Annotated in this window: 18 protein-coding genes; 11 read left to right on the top strand and 7 right to left on the bottom strand. The window is 73.9% G+C overall.

The annotated features are described in order from the left end of the window. The first annotated feature begins 68 nt into the window (after positions 1-68). Both ACI6PP_RS02455 and ACI6PP_RS02450 read left to right on the top strand, forming a co-directional pair. Positions 69-1,094 (top strand): 6-phosphofructokinase, encoded by a 1,026-nt coding sequence (locus ACI6PP_RS02455; RefSeq protein ID WP_421108774.1) that lies wholly within the window; start codon positions 69-71, stop codon positions 1,092-1,094. Between the two features lie 144 nt (positions 1,095-1,238). Beyond that, positions 1,239-1,715 (top strand): DUF427 domain-containing protein, encoded by a 477-nt coding sequence (locus tag ACI6PP_RS02450; protein ID WP_421108772.1) that lies wholly within the window; start codon positions 1,239-1,241, stop codon positions 1,713-1,715. 14 nt (positions 1,716-1,729) lie between these two features. On the opposite strand, the gene ACI6PP_RS02445 is transcribed toward ACI6PP_RS02450, so the two are convergent. Then, on the bottom strand, positions 1,730-2,245 hold the full coding sequence (locus ACI6PP_RS02445) for a GNAT family N-acetyltransferase (RefSeq protein ID WP_421108770.1): 516 nt from the start codon (positions 2,243-2,245) through the stop codon (positions 1,730-1,732). 80 nt (positions 2,246-2,325) lie between these two features. On the opposite strand from ACI6PP_RS02445, the gene ACI6PP_RS02440 reads away from it, so the two are divergent. From ACI6PP_RS02440 to pdxY, 3 genes are all read left to right on the top strand, one after another. Continuing rightward, positions 2,326-3,660, top strand: coding sequence for a class II 3-deoxy-7-phosphoheptulonate synthase (locus ACI6PP_RS02440; RefSeq protein WP_421108769.1), 1,335 nt, complete (start codon positions 2,326-2,328; stop codon positions 3,658-3,660). 131 nt (positions 3,661-3,791) lie between these two features. After that, positions 3,792-4,790 carry a threonine aldolase family protein gene (locus tag ACI6PP_RS02435; protein ID WP_421108768.1) on the top strand — a complete coding sequence of 333 codons (999 nt, stop codon included), beginning with the start codon at positions 3,792-3,794 and terminating at the stop codon, positions 4,788-4,790. After that, complete coding sequence (gene pdxY / locus ACI6PP_RS02430) at positions 4,790-5,671, top strand: pyridoxal kinase PdxY (protein ID WP_421108766.1); 882 nt, start codon at positions 4,790-4,792, stop codon at positions 5,669-5,671. The genes ACI6PP_RS02435 and pdxY overlap by 1 nt, the downstream gene beginning before the upstream one ends. Positions 5,672-5,678: 7 nt before the next feature. Here the strand turns inward: pdxY and ACI6PP_RS02425 are convergent, their stop codons facing one another. Together ACI6PP_RS02425 and pknB are read right to left on the bottom strand one after the other, a co-directional pair. Then, on the bottom strand, positions 5,679-6,923 hold the full coding sequence (locus tag ACI6PP_RS02425; RefSeq protein WP_421108765.1) for a YeeE/YedE family protein: 1,245 nt from the start codon (positions 6,921-6,923) through the stop codon (positions 5,679-5,681). A gap of 59 nt (positions 6,924-6,982) precedes the next feature. After that, positions 6,983-9,040 (bottom strand): Stk1 family PASTA domain-containing Ser/Thr kinase, encoded by a 2,058-nt coding sequence (pknB, locus tag ACI6PP_RS02420; protein ID WP_421108763.1) that lies wholly within the window; start codon positions 9,038-9,040, stop codon positions 6,983-6,985. 151 nt (positions 9,041-9,191) lie between these two features. On the opposite strand from pknB, the gene ACI6PP_RS02415 reads away from it, so the two are divergent. Continuing rightward, positions 9,192-9,578, top strand: a complete 387-nt coding sequence (locus tag ACI6PP_RS02415) for an Rv2175c family DNA-binding protein (RefSeq protein WP_421108761.1) — start codon at positions 9,192-9,194, stop codon at positions 9,576-9,578. 685 nt (positions 9,579-10,263) lie between these two features. Here the strand turns inward: ACI6PP_RS02415 and ACI6PP_RS02410 are convergent. Then, positions 10,264-11,331: a polyprenyl synthetase family protein gene (locus ACI6PP_RS02410; RefSeq protein WP_421108759.1), complete on the bottom strand. Its 1,068-nt coding sequence runs from the start codon at positions 11,329-11,331 to the stop codon at positions 10,264-10,266. A gap of 104 nt (positions 11,332-11,435) precedes the next feature. On the opposite strand from ACI6PP_RS02410, the gene metF reads away from it, so the two are divergent. Next, complete coding sequence (metF, locus tag ACI6PP_RS02405) at positions 11,436-12,317, top strand: methylenetetrahydrofolate reductase [NAD(P)H] (RefSeq protein WP_421108757.1); 882 nt, start codon at positions 11,436-11,438, stop codon at positions 12,315-12,317. Between the two features lie 100 nt (positions 12,318-12,417). Next, positions 12,418-12,750, top strand: coding sequence for a hypothetical protein (locus ACI6PP_RS02400; protein WP_421108755.1), 333 nt, complete (start codon positions 12,418-12,420; stop codon positions 12,748-12,750). 120 nt (positions 12,751-12,870) lie between these two features. On the opposite strand, the gene ACI6PP_RS02395 is transcribed toward ACI6PP_RS02400, so the two are convergent. After that, the gene (locus tag ACI6PP_RS02395; protein ID WP_421108754.1) at positions 12,871-14,160 is read right to left on the bottom strand and encodes a phytoene desaturase family protein; all 1,290 of its coding nucleotides are present in this window, start codon (positions 14,158-14,160) and stop codon (positions 12,871-12,873) included. 167 nt (positions 14,161-14,327) lie between these two features. Here ACI6PP_RS02395 and ACI6PP_RS02390 point away from each other — a divergent pair, with 167 nt between their 5' ends. After that, on the top strand, positions 14,328-15,959 hold the full coding sequence (locus ACI6PP_RS02390; RefSeq protein ID WP_421108752.1) for a GGDEF domain-containing protein: 1,632 nt from the start codon (positions 14,328-14,330) through the stop codon (positions 15,957-15,959). Here ACI6PP_RS02390 and ACI6PP_RS02385 read toward each other — a convergent pair. Then, positions 15,956-16,444: a YbaK/EbsC family protein gene (locus tag ACI6PP_RS02385; protein ID WP_421108751.1), complete on the bottom strand. Its 489-nt coding sequence runs from the start codon at positions 16,442-16,444 to the stop codon at positions 15,956-15,958. The genes ACI6PP_RS02390 and ACI6PP_RS02385 overlap by 4 nt on opposite strands. Positions 16,445-16,628: 184 nt before the next feature. Here ACI6PP_RS02385 and ACI6PP_RS02380 point away from each other — a divergent pair, with 184 nt between their 5' ends. After that, entirely contained in the window at positions 16,629-17,384 is a 756-nt protein-coding gene (locus ACI6PP_RS02380) for a methyltransferase (RefSeq protein ID WP_421108750.1), read from the top strand. 76 nt (positions 17,385-17,460) lie between these two features. Here the strand turns inward: ACI6PP_RS02380 and ACI6PP_RS02375 are convergent, their stop codons facing one another. Continuing rightward, positions 17,461-18,225 (bottom strand): L,D-transpeptidase family protein, encoded by a 765-nt coding sequence (locus tag ACI6PP_RS02375; protein WP_421108748.1) that lies wholly within the window; start codon positions 18,223-18,225, stop codon positions 17,461-17,463. A 298-nt stretch (positions 18,226-18,523) separates the two neighbouring features. Here ACI6PP_RS02375 and ACI6PP_RS02370 point away from each other — a divergent pair, with 298 nt between their 5' ends. Next, complete coding sequence (locus ACI6PP_RS02370; protein WP_421108747.1) at positions 18,524-18,976, top strand: DUF3040 domain-containing protein; 453 nt, start codon at positions 18,524-18,526, stop codon at positions 18,974-18,976. Positions 18,977-19,001 lie beyond the last annotated feature (25 nt).

Below are 19,001 nucleotides of genomic sequence, written 5' to 3'. Positions count from 1 at the left end.
CCGGCCGGGTGGCCGCATAGAGTGACCGGCGTCACGTCGGACAGTGGGCGTCGCCCGGAGGAGATCTCGTGCGCGTAGGTGTGTTGACCGGAGGCGGGGACTGCCCCGGGCTGAACGCGGTGATCCGGGCGGTGGTCCGCAAGGGCACGGCCGAGTTCGGGATGGAGTTCGTGGGGTTCCGCGACGGCTGGCGCGGTCCGCTGGAGGACGACACCTGCGCGCTCGGCGTCGAGCAGGTGCGCGGCATCCTGCCGCGCGGCGGCACCATCCTCGGCTCGTCACGCACCAACCCGTTCGCGATCGAGGGCGGCGTCGAGAGGATCAAGGACAACCTCGCCTCGCACGGCTGTGACGCGCTGGTGGCGATCGGCGGCGAGGACACCCTGGGGGTCGCGACCAAGCTGGTCGACCTCGGCGTGAACGTCGTCGGCGTGCCCAAGACCATCGACAACGACCTCTCGGGCACCGACTTCACCTTCGGCTTCGACACCGCGGTCAACATCGCCACCGAGGCCATCGACCGCCTGCACACCACCGCGGAGTCGCACCACCGCGTGCTCGTCGTCGAGGTGATGGGACGCCACGCGGGATGGATCGCGCTGCACTCCGGGCTGGCAGGCGGCGCCAACATCATCCTCATCCCCGAGCGGCCGTTCGACCTCGACAAGGTCTGCGAGCAGGTCGAGAGCCGCTTCGCCAAGCAGTACGCGCCGATCATCGTCGTCTCCGAGGGCGCGGTGCCCGTCGAGGGCCAGATGACCACGCAGGGCGGCACCCTGGACGCGTTCGGCCACGTGCGTCTCGGCGGCATCGGCGACCGCCTCGCCCAGGAGATCGAGAAGCGCACCGGCAAGGAGTCGCGGGCCGTCGTGCTCGGCCACGTGCAGCGCGGCGGCACGCCCACCGCGTTCGACCGCTGGCTCGCCACCCGCTTCGGGCTGCACGCCGCCCAGGCCGTGCAGGACGGGGACTTCGGGACGATGATGGCGCTGCGGGGCACCGAGATCGTCCGCGTGCCGCTGTCCGAGGGCACCAAGGAGCTCAAGACCGTCCGCCCCGAGCTGTACGAGGAGGCCGAGATCCTCTTCGGCTGATCCTGGTCCCCCTGGCATCCCACCTGGCGGCGTTGCTCGCGGACTCGACGAACAAGAGCAGTTCGCCTTCGCCGCGGCGCCTTGCCAGACGGGCGCCAGACGGACCAGACGTGCAGGGGACGACATGAGCCAGGGAGCGTGCGAATGACCGACCGACCCGTCGAGAACGTGTGGGACTACCCGCGCCCGCCGTCGATCGACCTCAGCGACGAGCGGATCGTCGTCGAGCTGGGTGGGCAGGTCGTCGCCGACACCTCCGCGTCGTACCGGATCTGCGAGACGAGCCACCCGCCCACGTACTACCTGCCGCGGTCGTCGTTCGCCGACGGGGTGCTGCGGGCCGTCGACGGCACCAGCTTCTGCGAGTGGAAGGGCGCCGCGGCGTACTTCGACGTCGCGACGCCCGCACGCACCGTCCCGCGGGCGGCCTGGACGTACCCGTCGCCGAGCGCGCGGTTCACCGACCTCGTCGACCACGTCGCGCTCTACCCCGGCCGAATGGACCGCTGCACCGTCGACGGCGAGGAGGTGCAGGCGCAGGAGGGCGACTTCTACGGCGGCTGGATCACCTCCCGTGTCACCGGCCCCTTCAAGGGAGCCCCCGGCACCTGGGGCTGGTGAGACCCGCTCTCAGCTCACGTCACGTCGAGCTCGTAGACGGCCTCGGTGCCGTCCTGCTCGTCCTCGACCTCGCCGCGGTGCGTGAACCCGGCCCGCAGGACCAGCCGGGTGGACCGGTCGTTGCCGAGCCCGACGCAGGCACGCAGCGTCCGGACGCGGGGGTCGTCGCGCCCCCAGTCGACCAGCAGCCGCAGGGCCGCCGCGCCGTGGCCCTGACCGCGGCGCTGGGGCGAGACCCAGTAGCCGAGCTCCACCACGCCGTCGTCATTCGGGCCGCCGTGGAAGCCGGCGTGGCCGACCACCTCCTCGCCGCTGACGACGAGCCGCGCGATCCACTCCAGGTCGTCCGGGGTGTGCGTCAGCTGCTCGGTGCGCATCTGCCACAACCACCGCTCGCCGACGAGCGAGTGCGGGACGGCCAGGCCGCTGAGACGCTCGGCGGCGTCCACGTCGGAGTCCGCGAGGGCCGCCAGCAGCGCGGCGTCGAGGCGGACGAGCCGCTCGGGACGGTCGCGGGCGGCGGTGCTCATCGCTGCAGTATGGGTCACACCGGCATCCGCAGCCCGAGACCGTGGGGGAGCCGGGACGGCCGGGCTCGTACTCTTGGGGCGTGAGCATCCCGTCCCTGACCGACCTGCGCGCGATGAACCCCGCGCAGCAGCCGACGTACCCCGACCTGGCCGCGCGCGACGCCGCGGTCCGTCGGCTCCAGCAGATGCCCCCGCTGGTCTTCGCCGGCGAGTGCGACGCGCTGCGCGACAAGCTCGCGGCCGTCGCGCGTGGCGAGGCCTTCCTGCTGCAGGGCGGTGACTGCGCCGAGACGTTCGAGGGCGTCACCGCCGACAACGTCCGCAACAAGCTGCGCGTGCTGCTGTCGATGGCGGTGGTGCTGACGTACGCCGCGAGCGTGCCCGTGGTGAAGCTCGGCCGGATCGCCGGCCAGTACGCCAAGCCGCGCTCCAAGGACACCGAGACCCGCGACGGCGTGACGCTGCCCGCGTACCGCGGCGACGCCGTCAACGGCTTCGACTTCGACCCCGAGTCGCGTCATCCCGACCCGCACCGTCTCGTCGACGTCTACAACGCCTCGGCCGCGACGCTCAACCTCGCGCGTGCCTTCACCACCGGCGGCTACGCCGACCTGCGCCAGATGCACGCCTGGAACACCGACTTCGTGCGCAGCAGCCCGGTGGGCGAGCGCTACGAGCGAGTCGCCGCCGACGTCGACCGCGCGCTCGCGTTCATGGACGCGATCGGCGCCAACCCCGACGAGCTGCACACCGTCGACTTCCACTCCTCGCACGAGGCGCTGATCCTCGAGTACGAGCACGCCCTCACCCGCATCGACTCGCGCACCGACCAGCCGTACGACGTGTCGGCGCACTTCGTGTGGATCGGCGAGCGCACCCGTCAGCTCGACGGCGCGCACGTGGAGCTGCTGAGCAAGATCGCCAACCCGATCGGCGTGAAGCTGGGCCCGACCACGACCCCCGACGACGCCATCGCCCTGGCCACCAAGCTCAACCCCGACCAGGTGCCCGGCAAGCTGACCTTCATCACCCGCTTCGGCGCCGGCAAGATCCGCGACCTGCTGCCCGAGCTCGTCGAGAAGGTCACCGCCGCCGGCGTCCAGGCCGCGTGGGTCTGCGACCCGATGCACGGCAACACGTTCGAGACCGAGAACGGCTACAAGACGCGCGACTTCGACGACGTCGTCGACGAGGTGCGCGGCTTCTTCGAGGTGCACCGCTCGCTCGGCACCTGGCCCGGCGGCCTGCACGTCGAGCTGACCGGCGACGACGTCACCGAGTGCGTCGGCGGCGGCTCGAAGCTGTCGGCCGCCGACCTCGCCGACCGCTACGACACCCTCTGCGACCCCCGCCTCAACCGCGCCCAGTCCCTCGAGCTGGCGTTCCTCGTCGCGGAGATGCTCGCCGAGCGCTGACCCGACCCGGTGTCGGATTCCCAGGTTCACCTGGGAAACCGACGAGACCCCGGGAAGTTCTCCGGGGTGTCGTCGGAACACCAGGTTGACCTGGGAATCCTGGGACGGGTGGGGCGGCCTAGGGTGCGGGGGTGATCGACCTGCGCAGCGACACCGTCACGCGGCCCACGGACGAGATGCGGCTCGCGATGTCGCGGGCGGACGTCGGGGACGACGTGTACGGGGAGGACCCGACCGTCGCCGAGCTCGAGGAGGAGGTCGCGGGGCTGCTCGGCCAGGAGGCCGCGCTGTACTGCGTCACCGGCTCCCTGGCCAACGCGCTCGCGGTGCGGGCGGTCGTGCCCGTCGGCACCGAGCTGCTCTGCGAGGCGCAGGCGCACGTCGTGCGCGCCGAGCTGGGGGCGCACGCCGCGCTGGCCGGCGTCACCACCCGCACCTGGAGCCACCCGCGCGGCCTCGCGGACGTCGACCTCGTCGCGCCGATGGTGGCGCCCGACGTGGGCCCGTACTTCGTGCGCACCGCGGCGGTCTCGGTGGAGAACACCCACAACTTCGCCGGCGGCACCGTGCAGACACCCGAGCAGATGGCGTCGGTCCGCGCCCTGTGCGACGCCGAGGGCCTCGCGATGCACGTCGACGGCGCCCGGCTCTGGAACGCCGCGGCCGCCACCGGTGCCCACCCGCAGGTGCTGACGGGCGGCGCGGACGTCGTCGCGGTGTGCCTGTCCAAGGGGCTGGGTGCGCCCGTCGGCTCGCTGGTCGCCGGCAGCCGCGAGACCGTCGACGCCGCCCGCGTCTGGCGCAAGCGGCTCGGCGCCGGGTGGCGCCAGGCCGGGATGCTCGCCGCCGGCGGCCTGTGGGCGCTGCGGCACCACCGTGAGCGCCTCGTCGACGACCACGCGCACGCCCGCCTGCTGGCCGAGGCCTGCGGTGTCGACCCCGCGACCGTGGAGACCAACATCGTCGTCGCCCCGGTGCCCGACGCGGCCGCCGTCGTGGGACGCTTGGCCTCCCGCGGCGTCCGCGCCGGTGCCACCGGGCCCTCGACACTGAGGCTCGTCACCCACCTCGACGTGAGCGAGCAGGACGCGCGGGACGCCGCCCGCATCGTCGCCGAGGAGCTCGCCTGATGACCGCCCCCGACCTCACCGCCCGCGCCCCCCAGGTGCTCTCGGTCCAGTCGGCCGTCGCGTACGGCCACGTCGGCAACAGCGCCGCGGTGTTCCCGCTGCAGCGCCTGGGCTTCGAGGTCTGGCCGGTGCACACCGTCAACTTCTCCAACCACACCGGCTACCAGGCCTGGCGCGGCCCGGTGCTCCCCGCCGCCGACGTCGCCTCGGTGGTGCAGGGCGTCGCCGAGCGCGGCGTGCTGGGCGACGTCGACGCCGTGCTCTCGGGCTACCAGGGCGCCCAGGAGATCGGCGCCGTCGTCCTCGATGCGGTCGCGCAGGTCAAGGCCGCCAACCCGCGCGCGATCTACTGCGCCGACCCGGTGATGGGCGACTACGGCCGCGGCGTCTACGTCCGCGAGGGCATCCCCGAGCTGATGCGCGACCTCGTCGTGCCCGCCGCCGACGTGACGACGCCCAACCAGTTCGAGCTCGAGCACCTGACGGGCCGCAGCGTCCGGACCATGGACGACCTGCTCGCCGCCGTCGAGGTGCTGCGCTCGTGGGGCCCGCGGACGGTGCTCGTCACGTCGGTCGACCTGCCCGACCACCCCGGCGACGAGCTCTCGATGGTCGCGGTGAGCGAGGGCGGGGCGTGGGTCGTGACGACGCCGCGCCTCGAGCTGGCCGTCACCGCCGGCACGGGCGACACCACCGCGGCGATCTTCCTGGCCCACCTGCTGCGCGACGGCGACCTGCCGCTCGCGCTGTCGCGCACCGCGTCCAGCATCTTCGGCATCCTCGAGCTCACCGCCCGCACGGGCGCCCGGGAGATCGAGCTCGTGCGCGGGCAGGACCTGATCGCCTCCCCGCCCGACCGCTTCGAGGCCGTCGCGCTCTGAGGCCGGCTCAGCAGATCGAGTCGGTGGACCGGGGCACGCCCAGGCCGAACAGGGGACGCAGGCGCAGGCCGACGTAGGTGCCGGCGAGGGCGACGGCGCCCCAGATCCAGCCCGACAGGCTCCCGGTGGAGATGCCGCCGAGGTAGGCGCCGATGTTGCAGCCGGACGCCAGGCGCGCGCCGACGCCCAGCAGGATCCCGCCGAGGAACGCGGCGGCGACCGTCCGCGCCTGGAAGCGGTGGCGCAGCGTGTAGGTGCCGGCGACCGTGGCCGCGAGACCCGCGCCGAGCACGATCCCGATGTTGGTCAGCGAGTTCTTGTCGGCCAGGACGGGGCCGGCGAGCTGGGCGGCCTGGTCGGGCTGCTGCCAGAACGTCCAGGTCTCGGGGTGCATCCCGACCAGCTGGAGCAGCTTGGCGCCCCACAGGGCGAACGCGCTCGTGATGCCCCAGATGCCGCCTGACACCAGCAGGACGGACGCGGCGAGGACGCCGATGACCACCGCGCCGACGAGCATCGGCCACGACCCGCGCAGGACGCGGAGCCACCCGTGCGCGGTCGGCGGGGGCTCGGTGGGCGGCGGGTTGCGTCGTCGCTGCCAGGCCAGGCTGCCGACGACGATCAGCGCCAGGGCCGCGAGCGTCACCAGCCACGCGCCGAACCAGCCGACGTGGTCGGCGAGCTGGACGCCGGGCAGTGACGGGAGGTCCGCGACGAGGTCGAACTGCCAGGTGTAGAGCACCGAGCCGGTGATGAACCCCAGCAGCGTCACCAGGATGCTCGACTGGCCAGAGCCGATCGCGAACAGCGTGCCGGACGCGCACGCACCGCCGAGCTGCATCCCGATGCCGAACAGGAACGACCCGAGCACCAGCGGCACGCCGATGGGGGTGACCGCGGGTGCGGGCGTCGTCCCGAACAGGCCGGTGCCGGTGCCGAGGAGCAGCATCGCGAGCGTCGCCGCGGTGCCGAGCAGCAGCGCGTGCGCCCGCACGCCCGAGCCGTTGCCGACGGCGACCAGCTGGCGCCACGACGAGGTGAAGCCGAAGCGGGAGTGGAACAGCGCGAGGCCGAGCCCGAGGCCGAGGGCGAGCAGGACGGCCTTCTGCGCGCCGTGCTGGGTGCCCACCCACGCGACGAGCGCGACCGACAGCAGTCCGAAGACCGATGTCGCCCGCCACTGCGGCGGCGGGGCGTCCTTCGCCGGCGGCGGGGGAGCGCAGGTGGGTGCGGGGTCCAGGAGGGTGCTCACGTCCTGATCGTAGGAACCGGACGAGTCGGACGAGGTGCGCGTCCGCGGACAGAGACGGCTCAGACGAGCGTGATGGTGACCGTGGTACCCGGCACGGCCTTTCCGCCGCTGCCGGGGTCCTGGCGCACGACGAAGCCCAGGCCCACGTAGGAGGTGTCGCGGTCGACCTCGACCTCGAACCCCTTCTTCTCCAGCTCCTTGCGCGCGGCGGCCTCGCTGCGGCCCACCACCTGGGGCACGTCGACGGGCTCGGCGCCGTCGGAGACGACGAGGCGCACGGTGTCGCCCTTGTAGAGCGTGCCGTCCTTCGGGTCCTGCGAGACCACCGAGTCCTTGGGAACCTCGGCGTCGAACGCCCGCCGGGTCTGCACCTCCAGGCCCTTGTCCTCGAGCGCCGCGACGGCCTGGGCGGCGGGCTTGCCCACGTAGTCGGTGACCTCGATCGGACGCCGACCTCGGCTCACGTACAGGTCGATCTCGGTGCCGCGCTTGACCTGGGTGCCGGTGTCGAGGGCCGTGCGGATCACCTCGTCGCGGGGGACGCGCTCGGAGTAGCGCGGCTCGCGGTCGCCGACCTCGAGGTTCAGGTCGGCGAGCACCCGCTCGGCGTCCTGCTGGCTGCGGCCCGAGAGGTCGGGCACGGCGTAGCGCTCTTTGCCCTTGGAGACCACCGCCGAGATGGTGTCGTCGGGGAGGATCTTGCCGCCGGGGGAGGGATCGGTGGAGATGACGGCGCCGGCGGGCACCGTCTCGGAGAACGCCTGCCGGTCGACGTCGAGGGCGTAGCCCGCGCCGCTCGCGTCGTTGGTGGCCTGGGCGACGGCCATGCCGGTGAGGTCGGGGGTCTGCTCGTAGCGTCCGACGCCCCAGTACCAGCCGCCGATCGCGGCGAGCACGGCGAGGACGATGACGAGGACCAGCAGGATCGCGCCGCGGCGGCGTCGCTCGGGCCGGTAGGGCGACGACGGCGACGGCAGCACCGCCCGGTCGCCCGGCGGTGGGGGGACGGGCGTGCGCTGCACCGGCGAGGTGACCTCGGTGGGCGACGCGGCCGCCGGGAGCGTCTGGTGCGGGGCGGTGTCGCGGGGGACGGTGTCGAAGCGGTCGTCGAGGTCGTCGCGGCCCGGGTGCACCAGCACGGTCTCGTCGCCGGTGGCGTCGGCGGCCGGACGGAGCGTCTCGATGCTCTCGGGCAACGTGGTGCTGGCGAGGGGGCCGAGCAGTCGGTGCGGGGTGAGGTCCTGGGTGAGCTCGACGTCGTCGGCCAGGCCCTGGTCGAGCGCGCTGCGCGTCTGGCGCACCTGCTGCAGCAGCACGTGCGCGTCGGCCGAGCGCTGGTGCCGGTCGCGAGCGGTGGCCCGCGCGACGAGCGCGTCGAGGTAGGGCGGGATGCCCGGGACGACGGCGGACGGGGGCGGCACGTCCTCGTGCACGTGCTTGTACGCGACCTGGATCGCGCTCTCGCCGCGGTGCGGCTTCTGCCCGGTGAGCATCTCGTAGAGGACGGCGCCGCACGCGTAGACGTCGGTGCGCGCGTCGGCGCCCTCGTTGGTGACGAGCTCGGGCGCCAGGTACGAGATGGTGCCGATGAGCACGCCGGTGGTGGCCGACGTCGTGGACGCCGACACGGCCCGCGCCAGCCCGAAGTCGGCCACCTTGACGCGGCCGTCGGGGGCGATGAGGACGTTCTCGGGCTTGACGTCGCGGTGCACGATGCGGGCCTCGTGCGCGACGGCCAGTGCCACCAGCAGCTGCTCGAGCAGGGTGAGCGCGCGGCGGGGAGCCATGGGGGTCTCGGCGCGCATGACGTCGCGCAGCGTGCGTCCCGGCACGTACTCCATGACCAGGAACACGAGCCCCTGGTCCTCGCCCTGGTCGAACACCGAGACGACGCTCGGGTGGTTCAGGCGTGCGGCCGAGCGGGCCTCCTGCACGAAGCGGGCGGTGAACTGCACGTCGTCACCGAGGTCGCGGTGCATGATCTTGATCGCGACGACGCGGTCGAGCCGCTCGTCGGTGCCCACGTGGACGCTGGCCATGCCGCCGCGGGCGATGCGCTCGCCGATCCGGTAGCGACCGTCGAGCAGGCGGCCCACGAGGGTCTCGCTGCTCGTCATCGACACCGGTCCTCCTGGGTGGCTCCGCGCGGGAGAGGGCTCGTGGCGACCGCCCCGATGGCGTCCGACCCGTCGAACCCTCGCCATTCTAGGCCGCGGGGCCCACCACCCCGGGCATCGTCGACCTCACCCGCGTGCCACCCTGGTGCCCATGAGCACCTCGGAGACCCCTGAGAGCGACCCCGGGGCCGTCCTCGACGACCTCGTCCCCTCCTGGCTGAGCCTCGCCGAGGCGGCCGAGCAGCTCGGGACGAGCCCCAACCGCATCCGCCAGTGGGCGAGCGAGCGGCAGCTGATCGCGGTGCGCACGCCCGCCGGCCGGGCACCCCGCGTCCCCGCCGAGTGCCTCGTCGACTCCGCCGTCGTCAAGGGCCTCGCCGGGCTCCTGACGCTCATGGCCGACGCCGGCTACGACGACCTCGAGGCCGCGGTCTGGATCTTCACCCCCGACGAGACCCTCCCCGGCCGCCCCATCGACGCCCTCCGCGAGGACCGTGGTCGCGAGGTGCGCCGCCGGGCTCAGGCGCTGGCCTTCTAGCTCGCTGCCGGTGCCCTGCGCGGCTCTCCGTCGGGGTGCTCGCGGGTCGGAGGGCGCGCCTACGGACGGGGTTCGCGCGCCCTGGGGCCGCGGCCGGGTGCGGGTCTCGATCGGCGAGACGGTTCCTGCACCGACCACGGCGAACGTTCGCGTACCACGGTGAATTCACCGTGGTTCGCACCTGTTTGCCATGGTCGGTGTGACGGCTGGGGTCAGTGGTGAGGGTCGGTCCACCGACCGAGATGGTCAGCCGGCCGCTTCGAGGACGACGCGGCTGCCCATCCGTAACCGCCTGTCGGCGAGCACCCCAGCGGCGCCGCACCCGAGATGTTCATGCGTCGAGGGGCCGGTTCGTAGGCAGCGCGGCTCTCCGTCGGGGTGCTCGCGCGTCGAAGGGCGCGCCTACGGACGGGGTTGGCCGGCGCTGGGGGCCGCGGCCGGGTGCGGATCTCGATCGGCGACACGGTGACTGCGCCGACCACGGCAAACGGTCGCGAACCATGGTGAATTCACCGTGGTTCGCACCTGTTTGCCATGGTCGGTGTGACGGCTGGGGCTGGTGGGACCCGGTGGTCCACCCACCGAGACGGTCAGTCGGCCGCATCGAGGACGACGCGCCCGCCCGTCCGTAGCCGCCTGTCGGCGAGCACCCCAGCGGCGCCGCACCCGACGTCAGGACGACCGCTCACGCCACCCGACGCGTCGCCCGAGCCGCGAGGTCGGCGAGCAGGTCACGCCCGGCCGGGGAGGCCACCGGCACGAGGGCCAGGGCCGCGTCGGCAGCCGACTCCAGACGCGTGATGTCGTCCTCGACGGCCTGGCGGGCACCGGTCGCCTCGATCACGTCGCGCAGCCGGGTGACGCCGTCGGCGTCGAGGTCGGGGTCGCCCAGAAGTCGGTCGACGACGCCGCGCTGGTCGGCGTCCGCGGCGGCGTGGGCGCGGGCGACGAGGACGGTGTGCTTGCCCTCGCGGAGGTCGTCACCGGCGGGCTTGCCGGTGACGGCGGGGTCGCCGAAGACGCCGAGCAGGTCGTCGCGCAGCTGGAAGGCCTCGCCGAGCGGCAGACCGAAGTCCGAGAGGGCTCCGAGCAGCTCGTCGGAGCCTCCCGCGAGGGCCGCGCCCACCTGGAGCGGACGCTCGACGGTGTACGTCGCCGCCTTGTAGTGCACGACGCGCATCGCCTCGTCGACGTCGTGCGTGCCCCGCGCCTGCTGGGCGAGGTCGAGGAACTGGCCGCACACGACCTCGGAGCGGCACGAGTCGAGGTACGGCGTGGCGCGGGCGGTGGCCTCGAGCGGAAGTCCGGCGCCGCGGAACGCCTCGTCGGCCCACGAGAGAAGCAGGTCGCCGAGCAGGATCGCGCCGCCGGCGCCGAACCGCTCGGCGTCGCCGGCCCAGGCGGCGCCGCGGTGGTCGGCCTCGAAGGCACGGTGCGCGGACGGGCGGCCGCGGCGGGTGTCGGAGCCGTCCATCAGGTCGTCGTGCACGAGCGCGCTGGCCTGCAGCCACTCGAAGGCGGTGGACGCCCGCAGCAGCGCCGCGTCGTCGGGGTCGCCGCCGGCCGCCACCCAGCCGGCGTGACAGAACAGGGCGCGCAGACGCTTGCCCCCGTCGGCGGCGCGGCCGGCGGCGTCGAGCAGCGGGTGGATGCGGGGCCCGAGCCCCGCGAGGTCGAGGCGGCGGCGGGCCAGGAAGTCGGTCAGGGCCGCGTCGATGCCGGACACCAGGGACGGACGCGCAGGCTGCTCCACGTCACGAGCCTAGGACCCCGTCGGGGGTGGCGTGCGTCACGGTCCCGGCCACCACGGTCCTCGGACGGACCGGTGCGGATCGTGCGCGCTCGTACGATGGAGGCATGCCGCAGCCGCTGCGCGAGGTCCTCGCCTCCGACTCCCCGACGTTCTCGTTCGAGTTCTCCCCGCCCCGCGACGACGCGGGCGAGCGGGTGCTGTGGCGGTCGATCCGCGAGCTCGAGGCCCTGCGTCCGTCGTTCGTGTCCGTCACGTACGGCGCGGGCGGGTCCACCCGCGACCGCACCGTGCGCATCACCGAGCAGATCGCCAGCGAGACCACCCTCGACCCGGTCGGCCACCTCACCTGCGTCGCCCAGTCGCGCGAGGAGCTGCGCCGTGTGATCGGCCAGTACGCCGCCGCGGGCGTGCGCAACGTCCTCGCCCTGCGGGGCGACCCGCCCGGCGGTCCCACCGCCGACTGGGAGCGTCACCCCGACGGTCTCGACCACGCCGTCGACCTCGTCGAGATGCTCCGCGAGCTCGGACGCTTCTGCGTCGGGGTTGCGGCGTTCCCCGAGAAGCACCCCGGCGCGGAGTCCCTGGAGCACGACGCGCGGGTGCTGGCCGCCAAGGCCGAGGCAGGCGCCGAGTTCGCGGTGACGCAGTTCTTCTTCCGCGCCGACGACTACTTCTCGCTGGTCGAGCGGGCGCGCTCGTACGGCTGCCACATCCCGGTGCTCCCCGGCATCATGCCGATCACCAACCTCTCGCAGATCCAGCGGTTCGCCGAGCTGTCGGGCGCCGAGGTGCCGTCGGACGTCACGGCACGCATCGAGGCCGTCGGCGACGACGCGGCCGCCGTCCGCGCCGAGGGCACCCAGATCGCCACCGAGCTGTGCGAGACCCTGCTCGCCGAGGGTGCGCCGGGCCTGCACTTCTACACGCTGAACCGCTCGCGGGCCACGCGTCAGATCTACGCCGACCTGGCGCTCGCCAGCCGCTGAGTCCGTCGACCCGGGGCCTTCCGGGGACGGAATCATCGAGACACGGCACGAAAAGCCGTCAATCCCGAACGTGGCGCGCCCGCGGTGCCACCATGGACCCATGGCCATCACGGGGTCGGTGCGACGAGCACCGGTCGGCAGCGACAGCACGACGCAGGGCGTCGCACGCGGACGTCGGCTGCTCCGCCTGGCGGTCCTCGCGGCCCTCGCCGTCGCGCTCGTCTCGTTCGGCCTGCTGACGGTCGCCTACCTGCTCGACCCGCGCTCGGTGCACGCCGTCGCCGGCTTCACCGCCGCCTGGTGGGCCTCGTTCATCTCGGTGCTCGTGCTCGCCGTCGCGGCCTGCGTCACCGACACCGACGAGTGCGAGGACGGCCACTACTGCAGCACCGTCGTCGAGGGCCTGCGCGCCGAGTGGCGTCGTCGGGGCTGACCGCCCCACCCACCTGCTGAGCGGCGCAGAACCCGACTCGAGCGGCGCAACATCGGGCTCTCGTCCGGCGTGTCGGCCCGGGTTTGCGCCACTCGGCTGACCGGGGGGAGAGCAGGCGGGTCAGGCCTTGCCGACGGCCTCGGCCGCGGCGGCGGTGCCCATCAGCACGAGCTCGGGCGAGGGGCCGGGGTGGGCGTCGACGCCCACGGTGAGCAGGCCGTCGACGGTCTCGCCGACGCCGGGCCGATCGAACGCCGAGCGCCAGCCCGACCAGTGCCAGCCGCAGGCGGCGGCGCCGTGGGCCCGCACGAGGTCGACGGGGGAGAGGTCCTCGCGGTGCTCGACGTGGGCGCGGACGTCCAGCCCCACCCGGGCCAGCGCGGACAGCACGTCCTCGCCCCCCTGGGTGCGGTGCGCGATCGTCCAGCAGCGCGAGCCCTCGGGGTCGGACGACGACGCCCAGAGCCGCAGCGGGGGATCGGTGTGGACGAGCACCTCCGCGGGCAGGGACTCCACCCCCGGCGCGAGCCGGACGAGGGTGCGGGCCGCCGGCATGCGCGGGACGCCCGACGACGCGTCCGGATCGGGGTCGGGCGCGGCCCAGACGACGACGTCGGCCTCGAGCAGGCCGTCGTCGGTCTCGACGCCGCGCACCGCGCCGTCACCCACGACGGCCCGGTGGGCGCGGACGCCGAGCAGCACCTCGACCCGGCGCTCGCGCAGCCGCGTCTCGAGGGCCGCGACGAGCGCCGGCGCACCGCCGTCGACGCGCCACCGCCCGAAGCTGCGCTCCACCAGGTGGCTCACCGAGGTGTACGCGGGGACGGCGCGCGGGTCGTCGCCGTCGGCACGCACCGGGTCGACCACCAGGCTCGCCAGGGAGTCGTCGCGCAGCGCCCGCCGGACCTCCCGGGCGAGGGTCCGTCGCGGCCGCAGCGCCGCCCAGGCGGCCTTGTCGAGGTCGGACCGCCCGGCGAGCCGGCGGTCCAGGGTGGTGCGCCGCAGCGCCTCCCACGCGTCGGTGCGGCCGTCGAGCCAGCCGGCCCAGACCTCGCCCTGACCGGGCAGCGCGACGTTGATCGCGTCCACCTGGTCGCCGCGACGACCCATCGGCAGGTCGAGCACGACGCCGCCCGGCATCAGGTGACGACGGCCCGGCACGAGGTGGTGCAGGTCGACCACGCGGTCGAGCGGTCGGCCGGACTTGCGGAACAGGTCGCGCAGGGTGGCCGGCATCGTCAACGACGCGGGCCAGAGGTCGAAGTCGTGGTCGTCGCTCCGGCGGGGCAGCAGCTGCCCGCCGACCCGGCCGGTGGCCTCGCACAGCCGCACCGCGTGCCCGAGCTTGGCCAGACGGACCGCCGCCGACGTCCCGGCGAGACCTCCACCGACGACGACGACACGGCCCACGCGGCCACTGTATTCGGGCGGTGGGGGCGTGCGCGTTCCCCGTCACACCAGGGACGGCCCCGGTGGCGCGCAAGCGCAACACCCAGTTAACTGATGCCGACCTCACGGGGCCGGCCGTCCGCCGGCACCGCGCATGACTCGGACGCACGGGAAGGGACGGTGTGGTCGTGCCGCTCGACGACTCCGTCGCGCTCGTGCTCGGACAGGCCATGACGTCCGCCCAGGTCGGTCGTGTCGACGACGCCCTCGAGCACCTTCGCACGGCCGACGAGATCCTGCCCGACGCCCCGTCCGAGGCCCGTGCGGCGCTGCTCGGCGTCCATGCCTTCACCGCGCTCGCGGCGGGCGACCGCGAGGCGGTCTCGACGCTGGCCGAGAGGTGCGTCGCCACCGCCCGCTCGGTGGACGCCCCGGGGTGGGAGACCTTCGCGCTGACGCTGCGGGTCGAGTCGCGCGTGCCCTCCGCCACCGACGCCGGCGTGCTGGAGGACCTCCTCGCCGCCGAGAACGCGCTCAAGCGCACCACCGACCCCAGCCTGCGCTCGTGGGGGCACACCGGCCTGGGACAGGCCTACAGCGCGCAGAGGCTGTTCGAGCTGGCGCTGCCGCACCAGGAGGCCGCGCTCGACGCCCCGCAGGATCCGTTCGGCCTGCGCGAGACCCGCATGATCCCGCTCTACAACCTCGCCCTGACCCACCTGTGGTGGGCCGACGAGCTGGCCCAGCTCGCCGTCGACGAGCACGTGGGCGACGTCCACACGCACCGCGACATCGCCGCGGCCCTCGCCGCCGAGGCCGTCGACGTCGCCGAGCAGGACCACGCCGAGCCGTTCTTCGTGCTGCTCTCGCGCATGCTCCGGCTGTCGGCCGGGTGGGAGGAGGACCCCGCGGCCGCGCGGGAGGCGCTCGAGCTGGCGCTGGACGAGCTCGTGGCCCTCGGCCTGGCCGAGGGCTGGTCGCCGCACGCCGCCCGGCTCGCCGAGGTGCTCGAGGCCCTCGGCGACAGCGACCGGGCCCGCGCCGTCGCCCAGAGCGCCGTCGACGCGCTGCCCCCGCAGGGCCAGCCGCAGAGCGAGGCCTACGTCCGGCACACCGCGCTGCTCCTGGCTGCCGCGGGTGGAGACGCGTCGGCCGAGTCCGGCCTGCAGTACGCCCGCGTGATCGCCCGCAGCTGGTGGTCGCAGCGGATCAGCCGGTTCGAGTCCATGCGCCGGGCGCTGTCGGCCGACGAGATGCGACGGCGCCACGACCACGAGCACCGCTCGGCTCGCGAGGACCCCCTCACCCGCGTCGGCAACCTGCGGGCGTTCGAGGAGACCATGGCCACGCTGCGCGACGCCCACCCTGCAGAGCGCGGCGAGGTCGCGATGATCACGCTCGACGTCGACCGCTTCAAGCAGATCAACGACCGCTTCGGGCACATCCCCGGCGACGAGACCCTGCGCGCGGTCGCCGACGTCGTGCTCGCCCAGACCCGCGGCATCGACCTGGTGTGTCGGGTCGGTGGCGACGAGTTCGTCGTGGTGCTCAGCGGCACCGACAGGACCGACTGCGACCACGTCGCCGAGCGCCTGCTGGGCGCGGTCGCCGCGCTCGCCCAGGACGGCGCACCCGAGCACCTGCGCGACCTCAGCGTCAGCCTCGGGGCGGCCAGCACCTCCGAGGACCTCGACCTCGACGACCTGCGCGACACCGCCGACCAGCGGATGTACACCGCCAAGCGTCGGCGTCAGGCGGCCGCGCGCGCCCAGTCACGCGGCTCCGCACCGGAGCCGTCGTTCCGCACCGGCACCTACTAGGGCTGCGGCACGACGTCCACCGGGGTGCCGCCGGTGAGTTCGACGAGCTCGTCGAAGGTGGTGGGGAACACCGCGTACGGGTGGCCCGCCGCGGCCCAGACCGTCTCGTGGCGTCCGAGCCACCGGTCGACGTACGTCGCGACCGGGGACGGGTGGCCCACCGGCGAGACGCCGCCGATGGCCTGGCCGGTGTGCTCGCGCACGAAGTCGGGCGTCGCGCGTCCCAGCGAGGTGAGGCCGAGCGTCGCGGCCACGTGGTCGGTGTCCACGCGGTGCGCGCCCGAGGTCAGCACCAGCACGCACGTGCCGCCGGCGTCGAAGACCAGGCTGTTGACGATCGCGCCGACCTCGGTGCCGAGCGCGACGGCGGCCTCGGCCGCGGTGCGTGCGGAGTCGGGGAGGACGGTGACCGAGCCGGTGGCGCCGAGCGAGGCGAGCGCCTCGGCGACGATGCGCACACGGGGGTGCTGGGCGACGTCGGGCATGGAAGCGATCGTAGAGGCGGGTCGACGGGACGACACGCCGGGTGCGGGAGCGCGTCCGCCGGGTGCGTGGCGCGTACCGTGGTCTGGTCGAACGCATGTTCGACGCGTCCCGGTGGTGCGACGACCCCCGTGCCACCGGGACGGGACCCCCGCCGGGTCGGTCGCGCACGGTAGCGTCTGGCCCATGCGACGCACCCAGCAGGCCGGACGTGGGCACGACCGCGCGGCGGTGGTGTGGGAGGCCCTGAGGGCCGTCCTCGACGAGCGTCGAGCCGACCGCGACGAGCCGCTGCGGGTCGTCGACGTCGGCGGCGGCACCGGGGGGCTCGCGCTGCGGATTGCCGAGGCGGGCGACCACGTCACGGTCGTCGACCCCAGCCCCGACGCCCTGGCGGCCCTCGAGCGACGTGCCGCCGAGGCCGGCGTGCAGGACCGCCTGGTCGGCGTGGCGGGCGACGCCGTCGGACTGGTCGACCAGCTCGGGGCCGGGCACGCCGACGTCGTCGTCTGCCACGGCGTCCTCGAGGTCGTCGAGCGACCCGACGAGGCCCTGGCGGCGTTCCGCGACGTGCTGCGCCCGGGCGGGGCGCTGAGCGTGGTCGTCGCCGGCAGGTACGCCGCCGTCCTCGGCCGTGCCCTCGCCGGCGAGCTCGACCGCGCCCGCCACCTGCTCGACGTCGACCACGTCACGTGGGACCTGCGCGCCGACGGTCCGCGCCGCTTCACCCGCGAGGAGGTCGAGGAGCTCGTCGTCGCGGCCGGCCTGGACGTCGCCCGCACCGACGCCGTGCGCGTGTTCAGCGACCTGGTGCCCAGCGGTCTGGTCGACGGCGCCCACGGAGGGCGCGACGCGCTGGCCGACCTCGAGCGGGCCGTCGCCGGTGTCGAGGCGTTCGGCGCGGTGGCCTCGCAGCACCACGTGCTCGCCACCCGGCGCTGACGCCGGACGCGGACGGCCCCGCGGGCGGCACCTCCCGCAGGGGCGCCGCCGGCGGGGCCGGTGGGTCAGGTGGGCGTCAGCTCCAGGCGCCGTACACGTGCACCTTGAGCGTCGACCTCGAGGTGAGGTTCCACAGCTGCTTGGCGTCCTTGATGTACATGTTCACGCAGCCGTGGCTGTGACCGGAGAACGGGTCGACCATGTAGTACGAGGCGTGCAGCGCCTGGCCGCCGGAGAAGAACTGGGCGTAGGGCATCTTGGTCTCGTAGATGGTGCTGACGTGGTTCTTGCTGCGACGGAAGACCTTGTAGTCGCCGATCCGCGTCTTGTACGCCGTGCCGCCGCCGCGCACCAGCCACTCGTTGTGCAGCGTGCCGTTGCGGAACAGCGTGACGCGGTGGCGCTTGCGGTCGTAGCAGGCGTTCCAGCCCTTGGACTTGCAGCGCTTGGGGATCGACGACCTGGCACGGACCGTCTTCTTGACCAGCTTGCGCCACGTCGAGTGGTTGGCGACGCCGCTGGGGCGCAGGCCGACGCGCTTCTGGAACTTCTTGACCGCCTTGGTGGTGGCGGGGCCGTACGTGCCGGTGACGCCGCCCTTGAACACCCCGGCCCAGCGCAGGCGGTACTGCAGCTCGCGCACGTGCTTGATGCGCGTGGGGGAGACGTCGCGGTCGCCCGGCGCCGTGCGCTCGCGCGTGAACGCCTTGCGCAGGTAGGTGTCGCCCGAGGAGGCCTTGGCCGCCGCCGAGGCGCCGCCGGTCGCGGCCGAGGCGGGGACCGCCATCAGGGTCGCGGCCAGGAGGGCCGTCGCCAGCCCGCCGAGCATGAGTCGTCGCATCGAAAATCCTTCCCCCGCACGCGCGAGTGCCGGGCGGAGGGCCCGGCGTCGGGCACAGCGTAACCGCGATCGGGGTCGCGGTCTGCACCCTTGCGGGAGTCGTGACGAGGTCGTCACCGGGCCCGTCGACGGGCCCCGCGCGGGGCGTCCGGGTCACGGCCTGGTCACCAGTTGTGCGACTCGGGTTTCGTGGCTGACGATGCCTGCCTAGACTGTGGACGACAGCGCGTTCCGAACCCCTGCGGCTCGAACTGCGATGGGGAACTTGTAGGTCCACGCCACGCACACGGGAGGCAACGTGCCGCTCTCCGAGGAAGAACAGCGGCTGCTCGACCAGCTCGAGCAGGCGCTCGCAGCCGACGACCCCAGCCTTGCCTCCGCTCTCCGCGGCTCCAAGCTCCGCGCGCGCAACCGGCGCCGCGCGATCGTCGCGGTGCTCGCCTTCCTCGGCGGCGTCGCGCTGCTGATGGTCGGCGTGATCTCCACGATCACCGTCGTCGGCGTCGTGGGGTTCGTGGTGATGCTCGGCGCGACCTACGTCTTCCTGAACGCGTGGCGCTCCGGCCTCGGCATGGACGACGGCGACGACGAGCACCCGCAAGAGGGCGTCACGCCCATCCACCGGCCCGCCGCGTCGCGCCAGCCGCGTCAGCAGCGCCAGCGCCAGCGTCGCCCCTCCCAGCCGGGCCAGTCGTTCATGGACCGCATGGAGGAGCGCTGGAAGCGTCGTCGCGACGACGACCAGCGCTGACACGCCGGCAGCACCCGGTACCCGT

It is taken from the genome of Solicola agrisoli, assembly GCF_049059935.1.
Lineage (GTDB): Bacteria > Actinomycetota > Actinomycetes > Propionibacteriales > Nocardioidaceae > JAURVT01.
Note: the sequence above shows the minus strand (reverse complement) of the source record. Positions and strands in the feature narration are given on the sequence as shown.

Excerpts from the sequence above, each read along its gene's own strand:
- ACI6PP_RS02400 (WP_421108755.1), top strand. The coding sequence starts at position 12,418 with ATGGCCATCACGGGGTCGGTGCGACGAGCACCGGTCGGCAGCGACAGC.
- metF (WP_421108757.1), top strand. The coding sequence starts at position 11,436 with ATGCCGCAGCCGCTGCGCGAGGTCCTCGCCTCCGACTCCCCGACGTTC.
- pknB (WP_421108763.1), bottom strand. The coding sequence starts at position 9,040 with ATGACGAGCAGCGAGACCCTCGTGGGCCGCCTGCTCGACGGTCGCTAC.
- ACI6PP_RS02380 (WP_421108750.1), top strand. The coding sequence starts at position 16,629 with ATGCGACGCACCCAGCAGGCCGGACGTGGGCACGACCGCGCGGCGGTG.
- ACI6PP_RS02415 (WP_421108761.1), top strand. The coding sequence starts at position 9,192 with ATGAGCACCTCGGAGACCCCTGAGAGCGACCCCGGGGCCGTCCTCGAC.
- ACI6PP_RS02450 (WP_421108772.1), top strand. The coding sequence starts at position 1,239 with ATGACCGACCGACCCGTCGAGAACGTGTGGGACTACCCGCGCCCGCCG.
- ACI6PP_RS02445 (WP_421108770.1), bottom strand. The coding sequence starts at position 2,245 with ATGAGCACCGCCGCCCGCGACCGTCCCGAGCGGCTCGTCCGCCTCGAC.
- ACI6PP_RS02375 (WP_421108748.1), bottom strand. The coding sequence starts at position 18,225 with ATGCGACGACTCATGCTCGGCGGGCTGGCGACGGCCCTCCTGGCCGCG.
- ACI6PP_RS02385 (WP_421108751.1), bottom strand. The coding sequence starts at position 16,444 with ATGCCCGACGTCGCCCAGCACCCCCGTGTGCGCATCGTCGCCGAGGCG.
- pdxY (WP_421108766.1), top strand. The coding sequence starts at position 4,790 with ATGACCGCCCCCGACCTCACCGCCCGCGCCCCCCAGGTGCTCTCGGTC.